The organism is Cellulosimicrobium sp. Marseille-Q8652 (genome assembly GCF_965112045.1).
On sequence record NZ_CBCOPS010000001.1, the window covers coordinates 262278 to 276652 of the forward strand.

At 75.7% G+C, this 14375-nt stretch carries 14 protein-coding genes; 7 read left to right on the top strand and 7 right to left on the bottom strand.

What is annotated here, in order from left to right; translation table 11 throughout:
- Positions 1-50: 50 nt before the first annotated feature.
- Complete coding sequence (locus tag ACWPWV_RS01140; RefSeq protein WP_454041167.1) at positions 51-1115, bottom strand: DUF3152 domain-containing protein; 1065 nt, start codon at positions 1113-1115, stop codon at positions 51-53.
- 67 nt (positions 1116-1182) lie between these two features.
- Here ACWPWV_RS01140 and ACWPWV_RS01145 point away from each other — a divergent pair, with 67 nt between their 5' ends.
- The gene (locus ACWPWV_RS01145; RefSeq protein WP_454041168.1) at positions 1183-1881 is read left to right on the top strand and encodes a TetR/AcrR family transcriptional regulator; all 699 of its coding nucleotides are present in this window, start codon (positions 1183-1185) and stop codon (positions 1879-1881) included.
- Positions 1882-1971: 90 nt separating this feature from the next.
- A complete protein-coding gene (locus ACWPWV_RS01150; protein ID WP_454041169.1) occupies positions 1972-2196 on the top strand; it encodes a DUF3107 domain-containing protein in 225 nt (74 codons plus the stop codon).
- 180 nt (positions 2197-2376) lie between these two features.
- On the opposite strand, the gene ACWPWV_RS01155 is transcribed toward ACWPWV_RS01150, so the two are convergent.
- Positions 2377-3078, bottom strand: coding sequence for a ferritin-like fold-containing protein (locus ACWPWV_RS01155; RefSeq protein ID WP_454041170.1), 702 nt, complete (start codon positions 3076-3078; stop codon positions 2377-2379).
- A gap of 313 nt (positions 3079-3391) precedes the next feature.
- Between ACWPWV_RS01155 and ACWPWV_RS01160 the strand changes: the two genes are divergently transcribed.
- On the top strand, positions 3392-5080 hold the full coding sequence (locus ACWPWV_RS01160) for a DEAD/DEAH box helicase (RefSeq protein ID WP_454041171.1): 1689 nt from the start codon (positions 3392-3394) through the stop codon (positions 5078-5080).
- Between the two features lie 170 nt (positions 5081-5250).
- On the opposite strand, the gene ACWPWV_RS01165 is transcribed toward ACWPWV_RS01160, so the two are convergent.
- From ACWPWV_RS01165 to ACWPWV_RS01175, 3 genes are read right to left on the bottom strand one after another with little or no spacing between them, the layout of a single operon-like run.
- The gene (locus tag ACWPWV_RS01165) at positions 5251-6438 is read right to left on the bottom strand and encodes an MFS transporter (RefSeq protein WP_454041172.1); all 1188 of its coding nucleotides are present in this window, start codon (positions 6436-6438) and stop codon (positions 5251-5253) included.
- Between the two features lie 31 nt (positions 6439-6469).
- Positions 6470-7102 carry a MarC family protein gene (locus ACWPWV_RS01170; protein ID WP_454041173.1) on the bottom strand — a complete coding sequence of 211 codons (633 nt, stop codon included), beginning with the start codon at positions 7100-7102 and terminating at the stop codon, positions 6470-6472.
- A gap of 58 nt (positions 7103-7160) precedes the next feature.
- The gene (locus ACWPWV_RS01175) at positions 7161-8000 is read right to left on the bottom strand and encodes a PHP domain-containing protein (protein ID WP_454041174.1); all 840 of its coding nucleotides are present in this window, start codon (positions 7998-8000) and stop codon (positions 7161-7163) included.
- Positions 8001-8141: 141 nt separating this feature from the next.
- On the opposite strand from ACWPWV_RS01175, the gene ACWPWV_RS01180 reads away from it, so the two are divergent.
- Complete coding sequence (locus ACWPWV_RS01180; protein ID WP_454041175.1) at positions 8142-9029, top strand: alpha/beta fold hydrolase; 888 nt, start codon at positions 8142-8144, stop codon at positions 9027-9029.
- Positions 9026-10684 (top strand): aminopeptidase P family protein, encoded by a 1659-nt coding sequence (locus ACWPWV_RS01185; RefSeq protein ID WP_454041176.1) that lies wholly within the window; start codon positions 9026-9028, stop codon positions 10682-10684. Before ACWPWV_RS01180 ends, ACWPWV_RS01185 begins: the two co-directional genes overlap by 4 nt.
- A gap of 16 nt (positions 10685-10700) precedes the next feature.
- On the opposite strand, the gene ACWPWV_RS01190 is transcribed toward ACWPWV_RS01185, so the two are convergent.
- Positions 10701-11510 (bottom strand): general stress protein, encoded by an 810-nt coding sequence (locus ACWPWV_RS01190; RefSeq protein WP_454041177.1) that lies wholly within the window; start codon positions 11508-11510, stop codon positions 10701-10703.
- Positions 11511-11632: 122 nt separating this feature from the next.
- Here ACWPWV_RS01190 and ACWPWV_RS01195 point away from each other — a divergent pair, with 122 nt between their 5' ends.
- Together ACWPWV_RS01195 and ACWPWV_RS01200 are read left to right on the top strand one after the other, a co-directional pair.
- Entirely contained in the window at positions 11633-12958 is a 1326-nt protein-coding gene (locus ACWPWV_RS01195) for a magnesium transporter MgtE N-terminal domain-containing protein (protein ID WP_454041178.1), read from the top strand.
- Positions 12951-13469 (top strand): DUF1003 domain-containing protein, encoded by a 519-nt coding sequence (locus ACWPWV_RS01200; protein ID WP_454041179.1) that lies wholly within the window; start codon positions 12951-12953, stop codon positions 13467-13469. Before ACWPWV_RS01195 ends, ACWPWV_RS01200 begins: the two co-directional genes overlap by 8 nt.
- On the opposite strand, the gene ACWPWV_RS01205 is transcribed toward ACWPWV_RS01200, so the two are convergent.
- Positions 13466-14263 carry a maleylpyruvate isomerase N-terminal domain-containing protein gene (locus ACWPWV_RS01205; protein ID WP_454041180.1) on the bottom strand — a complete coding sequence of 266 codons (798 nt, stop codon included), beginning with the start codon at positions 14261-14263 and terminating at the stop codon, positions 13466-13468. The two genes, ACWPWV_RS01200 and ACWPWV_RS01205, sit on opposite strands and share 4 nt — an antisense overlap.
- Between the last annotated feature and the right edge of the window lie 112 nt (positions 14264-14375).

A 14375-nucleotide genomic window follows, 5' to 3' on the forward strand; every position in this document is an offset into this window, starting at 1 on the left:
ACCGACAACGGGCCGGTGCCGGACCGGCGCGCCCCGTGCCGGCGCGCACGCTACGGCGCGGGCCAGCCGTTCGGCACGCAGCCCTCGGCCGAGATCGACTGCTGGACCATGACCGGGGCCACGGCACCCGGCGCGGGGCAGGACTCGTGCCCGTGGCCGAGCACGTGGCCGACCTCGTGGTTGACCAGGTACTGGCGGTAGGTCGCGACGTCGTCGCCGAAGTCCGCGGCGCCGTGCACCCAGCGGTCGAAGTTGAGGACCGCGACGCCCGTGCCGGCGTTGCCGCACGAGTACCGGCCCTCGGTCTGCAGCGGCGCGCACATCCTGTCCGTGGTGGCCGGGCTCGCGAGCACGACCCTGATCGACGCGTCGTCGCCGGCCGTGCGGGAGAACGTCACGCCGTCCGTCGCGCCCCAGCCCCGCGGGTCGTTGAGCGTCGCCAGCACCGCCTCGGCGAGGACGTCGCCGTCCAGCGGGAGCCCGAGCTCGGCCTCGACGCGCACGGAGCGGACCGTGCCCGGACCCGGTGCCGGGACCTCGCCCGGGACGACGACCAGCGTCCCCCCGAGGTCGGCGACGACCTCCTTCCCCGTGAGGCCCGACCCGGGCTCCGGGACGCGGACCGCCGGCGGCTTCGGTGCCGGCGTCCGTGCCGGTGCGGGCGGGACCTCCGGTGCGTCGGGGACCGTGACGGGAGGCGTCGGTGCCGGGCTCGGTGGTGCGAGCGGGACGAGCGTCCCGGGGGCCGGTGCCGCCGGGTCCGCCGTGGAGGGAGCGGCGGGCAGGGCGAGCAGTGCCCGCACCTCCTCCGACCGGCTCACCGCGTCCGGTGCGCGCGAGGGCGACGGCCTCGTGCCCTCGGCCACGACGGGCTCGCTCACCACCGGCGCCGCAGCCGTCCCGGCCGGTCCGCCCGGCAGGTCCCAGACCTCCGCCGCGGCCACGCCCCCGCCGAAGCCGACGCCCAGGCACGCGAGGACCGCGACGACCCGACGTGGCTGACGGCGGTGCGCGCGGTCGTGCGCGCGGTCGTGGGGACGCCTCGCGGGGGCAGCGGCCGCGGCGTCGTCCGCGCCGTGGTGCAGGGGTTCGGTCGGGGCGTCGGGGTCGGGCACGCGGCCATCGTCCCACTCCTCGTCGCCCCGGGTCGACCGCGCGCTGTTCGCCCGTATCCTCGGGCCCATGACGGGTGGTCCGGGACGCAAGGGCGGGGCCGTCCCCGTGCCGCGCGTGCGGATGCCGCGGACGCAGCGGCGCACCCAGCTCCTGTCGATCGGCGAGGAGCTCTTCGCCACCCACGGCTACCACCACATCTCGATGGACGACATCGCCGAGCGGGCGGGCGTCGGCAAGCCGGTGCTGTACCGGCACTTCCCGTCCAAGCTCGACCTGTACCTCGCGATCGTCGACGAGCAGGGCGACCGGCTCGTCCGGGCCGTGCACGCGACGCTCGACCCCTTCCGCGACGCGGCACCGGGCACCCCGCCGGGCGACGCGGACGCCCTGGCGGTCGACGGGCTGGCCGTGATCGAGGGGATCGTGCGGGCGTACGTGGCCTACGCGCACACCGCGGGACGCTCGTCCGCGCTGCTGTTCGAGTCCGACGTCATGCGCGACCCGGTCGTCCGTGCCCGGGTGCTCGCTCCCGACACGCTGATCGCGCACACGTTCGCCGACGTGCTCGTCCGCATCACGGAGCTCGAGCGTCCCGAGGCGCTCGTCGTCGCGCGGACGTGCACCGCGGTGGGCCGTGCGGCGGCCACCGAGGCGGTGCGGCCCGACGGCGCGGCGAGCGCGGACGACGTCACGCGCCTCGTCCCGCGCCTCGTGTGGCGCGGCGTGCACGGCATGCTGCGCCGCACACGGCCCGAGGGAATCTGACTACTATCGATCGCGTTGTCGCCGGTGGGTCACCCGCCGGCGGCCCACCGTCGACCTGCCGCGTGCGCGCGGCCGCTGTGAGGAGAACACGTGGAAGTCACGATCGGTGTGCAGAACCTGGCCCGTGAGCTCGTCGTCGACACCGACCTGTCCGCGGAGGCCGTCGCGAAGGCGGTCTCGGACGCCCTGGGCGGAGCGCCCGCGCTGGAGCTGACGGACTCCCGCGGCCGCCGCGTGATCGTCCCGACCGTGTCCCTGGGATACGTCGAGATCGGCACGGAGGAGCAGCGCAGGGTGGGCTTCGGGTCGCTCTGACCCCGCAGCCTCGAACGACCCGCGGTCCCGCGACGGCCTGCGGTCCGGCAACGCCCGACGGCCCGGACGTCCCTGCACGCAGGGGTCCGGGCCGTCGGGCGTGCGGACGACGTCCGGGTGACGACGTCCGGGTGACGTGCGTGCGACGTGCGCGGCCGTGCGCAGGCGAGGTGCCGCTCGTCAGGCGGCGAGACCCAGCCGGTCCATGCGGCGCGTGTGCTCCGCGGTGAGCCGCGAGAAGACCCAGGACTGCGTCGTCGTGGTTGCCGACGTCGTGTCGCCGTCCCCGCGGCCGATCTCCGTGACGAGCCGGTCGAGCGCCGGGTGGCGGGCGAGCACCACGCCGACCACGCCCAGGGCCTCCCCGACGATGCGGCGGCCCCACAGGGCGAGCCGGGCGGCGAGCACCGGGTCCGCCGTCGCGGCCTCCGCGATGACGGACGCCGAGCGGTCCGCGCGGGCCACCTGCGTGAGCGAGCCCACGACGACGTCCCGCGAGCGGTCGTCGAGGCCGTCCGCGGCGAGCAGGCAGAAGTCGTCCGCGACCCCCTGGCCGACGTAGCCCTTGAGGATCCCTTCCCACCACGTGCTGGGTCGCGTGCGCTCGTCGAAGTCGTCGAACAGGCCGTCGAACGACGCCATGCACGTCTCGGGGTCGCCCCCGAGCTCCGCGACGCGGGCCAGCACCGACTCCTGCCGGTGGAGCAGCTCGGCGGCCATGCGGGACAGCGCCTGGCGCTGGCGCAGGGTCGGCGCGTGCGCGGCGTCGCCGGCGAGCCGGCCGAAGCTCGCGAGCTCGGTGTAGGCGACGAGCCCGAGGAGCTCGAGCGCGTCCTCGGTCGCGCCGGTCGTCGGTCCGGTCGGCTGGTCGACGTCGATCATCCCGCCAGGATAGTGGCGGCCGCGGTGCCCGGAGCGCGGCGGAGCCGCCGTCGGATACCATGGGCGGGTACATCGGTTGCCCGGTCGTCCTGACCTCACGCGCCCGTCCCGGCCCCGGCCGGCACGAAGGGCGACGCCCGTCCTCGTGCGACGACGGCGGTACGGGTCCGCTCCGCGGGCCCGCGCCACGAATTCCACGATCGGCTGCCGGCCACGAAGCGCGTACGACCACGTCCGGGTCCCCCGGCGGCGGAGCCGGTTCCCGAGGCTCCCCGACGAAGCGGTCGCGCGCGCCGACGAGACAGAGGCACCAGTGACCACCACAGACGCGACCACCACGGACGCCACCCCCGACGTCAGCGCCGACGCGCGCGCCGTCGCCGCGAGCGTACAGTCCGACAACACGTCCTTCGCCGACTTCGGCGTCCGCCCGGAGATCGTCACGGCGCTCGCCGACGCGGGCATCACCCACCCCTTCCCCATCCAGGCGATGACCCTGCCCGTCGCGATGTCGGGCCACGACATCATCGGGCAGGCCAAGACGGGGACCGGCAAGACCCTCGGTTTCGGCGTCCCGCTCCTGCACCGGGTCGTCGCACCGGGCGAGCCGGGCTTCGACGAGCTGCCCTCCCCGGGCAAGCCGCAGGCGCTCGTCGTCGTCCCGACGCGCGAGCTCGCCGTCCAGGTCGCCAAGGACCTCGAGACGGCGTCGCGACTGCGCAGCGTTCGCGTCCTGCAGGTGTACGGCGGGCGGGCGTACGAGCCGCAGGTCGAGGCCCTGCAGCGCGGGGTCGAGGTCGTGGTCGGCACGCCCGGCCGCATGATCGACCTCATGAACCAGGGGCACCTGAACCTCACGCGCGCGAACACGGTCGTGCTCGACGAGGCCGACGAGATGCTGGACCTCGGGTTCCTGCCCGACGTCGAGAAGCTCCTCGCCCGGACCCCCGCGCAGCGCCACACCATGCTCTTCTCGGCCACGATGCCGGGCGCGGTCGTGTCGATGGCCCGCCGCTACATGAAGCAGCCGACGCACATCCGCGCGATCGAGGCGGACGACGACGGTCGCCAGACCGTCAAGAACATCGCCCAGGTCGTCTACCGGGCGCACGCGCTCGACAAGGTCGAGGTCCTCGCGCGCATCCTGCAGGCGCAGGGGCGCGGGCGGACGATCGTCTTCGCGCGCACCAAGCGCACCGCGGCCAAGGTCGCGGACGACCTCGCGGAGCGCGGCTTCGCCTCCGGTGCCATCCACGGCGACCTCGGCCAGGGCGCGCGCGAGCAGGCGCTGCGCGCGTTCCGCAACGGCAAGATCGACGTGCTCGTCGCGACCGACGTCGCGGCGCGCGGCATCGACGTCGAGGACGTCACGCACGTCGTCAACTACCAGTGCCCCGAGGACGAGAAGACGTACCTGCACCGCACCGGCCGCACCGGCCGCGCGGGCAACACGGGCACCGCCGTGACCTTCGTCGACTGGGACGACCTGCCGCGCTGGGGGCTCATCGACAAGGCGCTCGGCCTCGGCATCCCCGAGCCGGTCGAGACGTACTCGACGTCGCCGCACCTGTACACCGACCTGTCGATCCCCGAGGGCACGAAGGGCCGCCTCCCGAAGGAGCAGCGGACGCTCGCCGGCCTCGACGCCGAGGTGCTCGAGGACCTCGGCGAGACGGGCAAGCGGCACACCTCCGCGCGTCCGGCCCGTGGCGGCCCCGGTGGCGACCGGTCGGGTCGCGACGGTCGGGGGCAGGGCGGTCGTGACGGTGGGCGTGACGGTGGTCGCGACGGTGGGCGCGGCGGGGACGCCGGCCGTCGTCAGGCCGAGCCGCGTCGCCAGGGCGAGCACGCCGAGGGCGCGAGCACGGCCGCCGCAGCAGAGGCGCCGGGCGGGTCGGCCGAGGGCGGCGAGCGCCGTCGTCGGTCCCGCAGCCGCCGTCGCACGCGCGGCGGCCAGCCGGTCGACCGCACCGAGCAGGGCGGGGCTCCCGCCGCCGAGTAGGCCGCACCGCCCACGAGCCACGAGCCCCGGCCCGCCTCCCGACCGCACGACGGCGGGGGCGGACCGGGGCTCGTCGCGCTCCGGGGCCCCGACCGGTCGCGGACCCTGGCCGTCGCGGACCGCTGCCGGTCGCGGGCGCCCAGCCCGCGGCAGGCGAGACCGTCCGGCCGTCAGCGCACGTGCGCGTCGCGGCCGGCGAACCACACCGCGATCCCCTGCACCACCGCGACGCCGGCGAGGAGGAGCAGCGGGAGCGTCCACGACCCGCTCGCGTCGTGGGCGAGACCGACACCGATGGGTCCGCACGCGGCGAGCACGTACCCGGCGCTCTGCGCCATCCCCGACAGCTCCGAGGTGTGAGCGGCGTCGTGGGCGCGCAGGGCCATGAGCGTGAGGGCGAGGCTGATCCCGCCGCCCTGGCCGAGCCCGAGGAGCACGACCCACACCACCGCGGCCGACGGCGCGAGCACGAGCCCCAGCAGTCCCGCGCCCACCAGGAGGACGAGGACGACGCCGATCCCTCGCTGCCGGCGCATCCGTCCGGCGAGGACCGGGGTGACGAAGGAGCCGGCGATCCCCACGAGGTTGCACAGCGCGAGCAGCCACCCCCCGGCCTCCGGGGACCGGCCGAGGGACACGAAGACCTCGGGGAGCCAGGCGTTCGTCGCGTAGAAGGACAGCGACTGCGTCCCCATCACCACGGTCACGGCCCAGGCGAGCGGGCTGCGCCACACCGACCGGCGTCCGGCCGGCCGTGCGCCGCCGCGGAACCCCGTCGGGGCGGGCAGGGTCGCCCGGAGCGCGCGCGGGGCCCAGACGAGCGCCCCGGCGACGGCGAGGACGCCCCAGGTCGCGAGCGCGCCGCGCCAGTCGAGCCCGGCGGCGCCGGCCACGGGGAGCGTCAGGCCGGCGGCGAGCGCGGCGCCGCCGGAGAGCGCCATGGAGTAGAGGCCGGTCATCAGCCCGACCCGGTCGGCGAAGTCGCGCTTGACGAGCGCCGGGAGCAGCACGTTGCCGACGCCGATCGCGCTGCCCACGACGAGCGTCCCGGCGAACAGCCCCCACGTCGTCGGCACGAGGCGGACGGCGAAGCCCAGGGCGAGCACCACGAGACTCGCGAGGAGCGCGCGCTCGAGGCCCCAGCGCCGCGCGAGCACCGGCGCGACCGGTGCGAGCAGCCCGAAGCACAGGACGGGGAGCGCCGTGAGCAGCCCGGCGGCCGCCGCGCTGAGCCCCCAGTCGGCGCGGATCTCCCCGAGCAGGGGCGAGACCGCCACGACCGCGGGCCGCAGGTTGAGAGCCGCCAGCAGCAGCGCGGCGACGGCCGCGACGCCGAACGGACGGCGCACCGCGCTCACAGGTGGCCCGCGCGTCCTCGGACGTGCACGGTCAGGCCGTCTGGACGAACTGCGTGACGGCGTCGGCCACGAGCTGGACGGCGATCGCGGCGAGGAGGAGCCCGGCGATGCGCGTGACGAGGATCGTCCCCGAGTCGCCGAGGACGCGGTTGATGACGTTGGCGAAGCGCATCGAGAGCCACAGGCACACGTGGACCGCGACGACGCCCGCCACGATGGCGACCCACTCCGCGACGCCCCCACCGCGCTCGCCCGCGCGCTGCACGAACACCATCGTCGCGACGATCGCTCCGGGCCCGGCGAGGAGCGGCGTGCCGAGCGGCACGAGCGCGACGTTGACGCCCTTGTTGCCCGACGGCTGCGGCTCCTCCATCTTGCCCGTCAGCAGCTCCATCGCGACGAGCAGCAGGAGCAGGCCGCCCGCCGTCTGCAGCGCCGGGAGCGAGATGTGCATGTAGCTGAGGATCTGCTGGCCGAACGCCGCGAACGCCACGATGACGCCGAACGCCACGAGGATCGCGGTGCGTGCCGCCTGGTTGCGCTGCTTCGCGCCCATCGCGCTCGTCAGGCCGAGGAACACCGGGACGGTGCCCGGCGGGTCCATGATGACGAAGAGGGTGACGAACACCTCGGTGAAGAGCCGGACGTCGAACCAGTCGCTCATCGTGCGTCCACCGTGCCCTGCCCTGCGAGACGGCCTCGGCGGCTCGTCGGTCGGCGGCTCATCGGATCACGTCCAGCTGTCCCAGCTCCTCGATCTGCTCCAGCACGGTCGGTGCTGTCGTGTTCTCCCCGAGCCGGTTCGGTTTGCCGGCCCCGTGGTAGTCGCTCGACCCGGTGACGAAGAGCCCGAGGGTGCGGGCCATCTGGCCGAGCCGGGTGCGCTGACGCTCGTCGTGGTCGCGGTGGTGCACCTCGAGCCCGGCGAGCCCCGCCGCGGCCATCTCCTCGATCACGGTGTCCGCGACGACCCGACCCCGGCCGTCAGCGCCCGGGTGGGCGAAGACGGGGACGCCTCCGGCCGCACGGACGCCGCGCACGGCCGCGGCCGCGCTCGGGGCGTAGTGCGGCACGTAGTACGGCGTGCCGGGTGCGAGGATCGTCGCGAACGCCGCGGAGCGGTCGGTCACGTGCCCGGCCGCGACGAGCGCATCCGCGATGTGCGGTCGCCCGATCGTCGTGCCCTCGGCGGTCTGCGCGAGCACATCCTCCCACGTGATCGGGTAGTCCTCGCCGAGGAGGTCGACCATCCTGCGCGCGCGGCTCGTGCGCGCGTCCCGCGTGCGCTCGAGCTCGTCGAGCAGGGCCGCGTGGGCAGGGTCGTGCAGGTACGACAGCACGTGGACGCTGATCCCCCCGGAGCGCGCCGAGATCTCCGCGCCCCGCACGAGCGCGACGCCCGTGCGCAGCGCCGCGTCGGTGGCCTGCGCCCAGCCGGCGGTGGTGTCGTGGTCGGTGAGCGCGACGACGTCGAGACCGGCGGCGGCGGCCGCCTCGACGACCTCCCCCGGCGCGTCCGTGCCGTCGGACGCCGTCGAGTGGGTGTGGAGGTCGATGCGCACGGGTCCCAGGATAGTGAGCGCCGCGCGGGGCGCGTCCGCCCGTGCGCCGGGGCGCGCGCCACGGGACCCGCACAACATGTTCACGCGGGACGACGGCGCCGCTCACGGTGGTCCCAGGTACGGGTGCGAGGGTCGACGACGATGACCCACACCACGGCCACGACGCCCACCACGTCCTCGCACCGCCGGCCCGCCCCGACCGGCGACGCCGCCGCCGCCGGGTCTGCCGCGCCCGGCATCGTCTTCGTCCACGGGCTGCGCACCTCCGGCGCCATCTGGGACCGTCAGGTCGAGCACGTCCGGTCCCTCGGCCACGACGCCGTCGCGGTGGACCTGCCGGCGCACGGTGCGCTGTCCCGGGAGCGCTTCACGCTCGAGCGCTCGTTCGAGGTGATCGACGACGCCGCCGCGTCCTTCGGCCCGGACCGTCGCGTCGCGCTCGTGGGGCTCTCGCTCGGCGGCTACACGTCCCTCGCCTGGGCCGCCCGCCGCCCCCCGAACCTCGCGGGTGTCGTCGCCGCCGCGTGCACGTCGGACCCGAAGGGCAAGCCCGTCGCGCTCTACCGGGACGTCGCGCGCCTCGCCGTCGCGGGCGGTGGCGTCGTCGGCCGCGGCGCGCGCTGGGCCTCGCGGACGACGACGGCCGCCTGGTCGGGCATGACGCGCGCCGGCCGCTCGGTGCCCGGCGGCGGCGCGGCGTCGTACGTCGTGCGATGGTCCGACGGCGAGCCCGCGGCCCACCGGCCCGGCTGGGGCATCGTCACCGACGCGCTCACCCAGCTCGCCGGGCGCTCGTGGCTCGCGCACGTGCGCGACGTGGACGTGCCGGTCTGGCTCGTCAACGGCGCCCGCGACCACATGCGCCTGGACGAGCAGCGCTACCTCGCGGCGGCCCAGGACGCCGCGCTCGTCGTCGTGCCGGGTGCGGGCCACGACGTGAACAGCGAGGCGCCCGAGGCCTTCAACCGCGTGCTGACGCGGGCGCTCGCCGACTTCCGCCGGTCCCGCGGTGCGACACTGGGGGCATGACCGACGCCACCCCCGTCACCCCCGAGACCACCGAGCCCGCCGTCACGGCGGGCGAGCCGCAGGAGGTGTCGGCGCGCGGCAGCAACCGCTCGCAGCGCCCCGACTCCGCCGCGTTCAAGGCGTTCATCACGAGCGGCTGGGCGCCGCGCGCCGCGCTCGACGTCGCCCCGTCGCCGGCAGCGCCCTTCGCGGCCGCGCGCCGCGCCGCGCTCTCGGCGCGGTTCCCCGGCGCGCGCCTGGTGATCCCCGCCGGGCCGCTCAAGGTCCGCTCGAACGACACCGACTACCGGTTCCGGCCGCACTCGGCGTACGCGCACCTCACGGGCACGGGCTGGGACCAGGAGCCCGACGCGGTGCTCGTCCTGCACCCCGTCGAGCCCGGCACCGGCGACCCCTCAGGTCCCGACGGGACGGGGCGCAGCGCGCACCGCGCCGTCCTCTACGTGCGCCCGCTCGCGGCGCGCGACACCGAGGAGTTCTACGCCGACGCGCGCTACGGGGAGTTCTGGGTCGGCGCGCGCCCGTCGCTCGACGACGTCACGACGCTGACCGGGATCGAGGCCCACCACGTCGACGGCCTGCGCGACGCGCTCGCGAAGGACGTCGGCCCCGACGGCACGGTCCTGCTCGTCGTGACCGGAGCCGACGAGGCGGTCGAGACGCTCGTCGAGGCGATCCGGGCGGAGGCCGGGGTGGACGAGAGCGCCGAGCAGTCCACCACGGAGTCCTCGCACGAGCAGCGCACCGACGCCGAGTGGCTCGAGCTGGCCCAGGCCGCCTACCGGCGCACGGACGCGGCGCTCGTCGAGGCCGTGTCCGAGCTGCGCCTCGTCAAGGACGACCACGAGGTCGAGCAGATGCGCGCCGCGGTCGCGGCCACGGTCGCGGGCTTCGAGGAGGTCGTGCGCTCCCTGCCTCGCGCGCTCGGGCACCGCCGCGGCGAGCGCGTCATCGAGACGACGTTCGACGGCCACGCGCGCCTCGAGGGCAACGCCGTCGGGTACGAGACCATCGCCGCGGCGGGCGAGCACGCGACGACGCTGCACTGGATCCGCAACGACGGCGTGGTCCGGCCGGGAGAGCTCGTGCTGCTCGACGCGGGCGTCGAGGTGGACTCCCTCTACACCGCCGACGTGACCCGCACGCTGCCCGTGGACGGCGAGTACACCGACGTCCAGCGCCGCGTCTACCAGGCGGTGCTCGACGCGGCCGACGCGGCGTTCGCCGTCGCGGTGCCGGGCGCCCGCTTCCGCGACGTGCACGCGGCCGCGATGGAGGTCGTCGCCGCACGGCTCGAGGAGTGGGGCCTCCTGCCCGTGAGCGCCGAGGAGTCGCTCTCGCCGGAGGGTCAGCAGCACCGCCGCTGGATGGTGCACGGCACGTCGCACCACCTCGGCCTCGACGTGCACGACTGCGCCCAGGCGCGCCGCGAGCTCTACCTCGACGGTGTCCTGGAGCCCGGCATGGTCTTCACCATCGAGCCCGGGCTGTACTTCAAGGCCGACGACCTCGCCGTGCCCGAGGAGTACCGCGGCATCGGGGTGCGCATCGAGGACGACGTCCTCGTCACCGCGGACGGGAACGAGAACCTCTCGGCCGCACTCCCCCGGCGCCCGGAGGACGTCGAGGCCTGGATGCGGTCGCTGCGCGGCTGAGCCCGCCGCTCCGGTGTCAGGCCGGGGCGTCCGGCCGGCGCGCCGGGTCGTCGGGCCGCTCGGCCGGGGGCTGCGGGGCGGCCTGCTCCGGCGCGTCCGCCGTGCCCGACGTCGGGCGCATGGCCCCGTAGCGCGGCTCGCCCGAGGGCGTGGTCCAGCGCGGGTCGGGCGTCCGGGCCGGGGGCGGCGTCGTCCCGTCCTGCCCCTGCTGCGGGACCGCAGCCCCGGCGGGCGGTTGCGCCTGCGCCGGCGGCACCGGGCCCTGCGCGGGCGCGTGGTGCTGCGGCGGCCCGGCCGGCGTCCCCCAGGTGGGGTTCGCCGGAGCGGCCGCGGCGCGGACCCCGCCCGCTCCTTCCGGCATGCGGGCGAGGAGCTGGCGCGCGTCGCCCGCGCGCTCGTGGGCGCAGAGGATCGCGTACCCCGAAGCGACGATCTGGCTCTGCGACGTGAAGTCGCGCTTGCCCTGCGTCAGCGCGTACGACAGCACCGAGAACAGCAGGCCGAAGCCCGCGCCGATCGCGATGCCCGTGAGCACGTAGCCGCCCGAGCCCGAGAACATGAACAGCAGCAGCCCCACGAAGAGGCCGAACCACGCGCCCGACGCCGCGCCCGCGAGCGCGACGCGGCCGTAGGTCAGCCGACCCGTGACGCGCTCGACCATCCGCAGGTCGGTCCCGACGATCGTCACGACCTCGACGGCGAACTTGTTGTCCGACAGGTAGTCCACGGCCTTCTGCGCCTCGAGGTACGTCGCGTAGGACGCGACCTCCTCGCCGCGGGGCAGGGTGGGCACTCGGGGGTTGACGTTCGGGCGCGTCATGCTCATTCGCCCAGTCTGTCCTACTCGTCGGCGCGGCGCTACGCCGCGCCCGCGCGGCCGGACGGGGGCACGGGGCGCGACGACGGGCTTCCGGCGCGCCGAGGGCGGCACCTGCGTACGCTGGCGGCGTGAGTGCAGCCACCACCGTCTTCGTCGCGCGTCTCGCGGGCACCAGCGTCTTCGACCCGATCGGCGACCAGGTCGGGCGGGTGCGGGACGTCGTCGTGCTCCTGCGGCCCAAAGGGCTGCCCCGGGCCGTCGGCCTCGTGGTCGAGGTGCCGGGCCGGCGCCGCGTGTTCCTGCCGCTGACGCGCGTCACGTCCATCGACGGCGGCCAGGTCATCTCGACGGGCCTGGTCAACATGCGCCGCTTCGAGCAGCGCGCGATGGAGACGCTCGCCCTCAGCGAGCTCCTCGAGCGGAGCGTGGAGTTCGTCGACGGCTCCGGCACGGGCACCGTCGAGGACCTCGCGATCGAGCGTCAGCGCACGGGCGACTGGCTGGTCGCGAAGCTCTTCGTCCGGCGCAGCGCCGAGCACAAGGGGACGCTGCGGCTGCGCCGCCGCGGGGACGCCGTCGTCGTCGACACCACCGCGGTGACAGGTCTCGCCGGGCGCACGGGCGCCGCGCAGGGCGCCGCGATGCTCCTCGCCGCGTACGACGACCTCAAGCCCGCGGACCTCGCGGACGTCATCCACGACCTCGGCGACACCCGGCGCCTCGAGGTCGCGGGCGCGCTCGACAACGAGCGCCTCGCCGACGTGCTCGAGGAGCTCCCGGAGGACGACCAGGTCGCGATCCTCTCCGGCCTCGACAACGACCGCGCCGCCGACGTGCTCGAGGCCATGCAGCCCGACGACGCGGCCGACCTGCTGCACGAGCTGCCCGAGGCGCAGGCGGCCCAGCTGCTCGAGCTCATGGAGCCGGACGAGGCGCGCGACGTGCGCCGCCTGCTCGCCTACGCCGAGGACACCGCGGGCGGCCTCATGACGACCGAGCCCGTCGTCCTGGGACCCGAGACCACCATCGCGACGGCCCTCGCGCAGATCCGCCGCAAGGACCTCGCGCCCGCCCTCGCGTCCATGGTGTTCGTGGCGCGCCCCCCGCTCGAGACGCCCACGGGCCGGTTCCTCGGCGTCGCCCACTTCCAGCGGCTGCTGCGCGAGCCACCGCACGCGGCCGTGGGGTCGGTGCTCGACACGGACGTCGAGGGCATCGCGCCCGACGCGCCCCTCGGCCGCGTCACCCGCATCCTCGCCACGTACGACCTGCTGTGCGTCCCCGTGCTCGACTCCGAGAAGCGTCTCCTCGGCGCGATCAGCGTCGACGACGTGCTCGACCACATGCTGCCCGAGGACTGGCGCGAGACCGACGACGTCGAGGTCGAGCACCGGCCGGAGGACCCGCGCGCCGACGCGAGCCCGCGCGCCCGGACGGAGGTCCCCCGTGGCTGACCGCCTCGACACGCCGAAGGCGGCGCGACGCACGCTGCTGCCCCGCTACCGCGTCGACCAGGACGCCGTGGGCAAGGCGACGGAGGGCATCGCGCGGTTCCTCGGCACGCCGCGCTTCCTCATCTACCTGACGATCTTCTGCGTCCTGTGGATCCTCTGGAACTCCTGGGGGCCCGAGGGCCTGCGCTTCGACTCCGCCGAGTTCGGGTTCACCGCCCTGACGCTCATGCTCTCGCTCCAGGCGTCCTACGCCGCGCCGCTCATCCTCCTCGCGCAGAACCGCCAGGACGACCGCGACCGCGTCACCGCGGAGCAGGACCGTCAGCGCGCCGAGCGCAACCTGGCCGACACGGAGTACCTCGCCCGCGAGATGGCGGCGCTGCGCATCGCGCTGAGCGAGGTCGCGACGCGCGACTTCGTGCGGTCCGAGATCCGCAACCTGCTCGAGGAGCTCGAGGAGAAGTCGGCGCGGCCGGCCGCCGACGAGGAGGGCGCGGCGCGCGAGGGCTAGCGCGTGCCCTCCGCCGCCACGCGGCGCAGCCGCTCCGCGAGCGAGGCGTCCCCGGCGACGGTGAGCCCGTCCGCGCCGCCGCGGCCCCAGAGCCAGAGGTCGAGCGCCCAGGCCGGACCGGCGACCTGCGTGGTCGTGGACCCCGGGAGGTCGACGAGCTGGGCCGCGTCCAGGTCGTACGTCGTGCCGGACTCCGGGCCGGTGCCCGTGAACCGCCCGAAGGCGAGCTCCCAGCTGCGGGGCGTCTCGCCGGGGCCGTCGACGACCACGGAGACGGTCGCGCCGTCGGGGGTGAAGACGCCCCAGCCCGGGACGCCGTCGACCATGACCGCGAGGACCTCGTCGACCCCGTCGGCGGCGACGACCGGGTCCGCCGGGCTGACGTCGCGGCCCGCGGTGAGCTCGGCGTCGGCCCGGTGGATCAGCGCCTCGTGCGCCTGGCGGCGCAGGACCCAGCCCACCCGGCGGCCCTCCTCGTGCCACGACCAGCACGGCTCGTCCGGGTCCCGTCCGCGCAGCGCGGCGACGAGGCGGCTCGTGGAACGCTGGAGCAGGGCGGGGAGCTCGGCGTCGGAGCCCGGACGGGCCAGCGGCGGCACGTCGTCGCCGTCGAGGCCCTCGCCGGGCGCCGGGCCGACGACGCGGGACCAGAAGTCCTGCACCTCCGCCAGGTGGTACACGAGGTCGGCCCCGACCCAGTCGGGGCACGACGGGACGCGCGCGTCGGGCGGTGCGCTGCGCGCGGCGTCGCCGAACAGCGTGCTGTCGCGCACCAGGGAGTCGAGGGCGTCCATCCGTCGACGGTAGTACGCCGCTCCCCCGCGCACTCCCCGGGGGGACGCCCCGCGTGACCTTCGTCCCGACGTGGTCACGCGCCCCCGGACCCCGGACCGCGCCGACCTACGA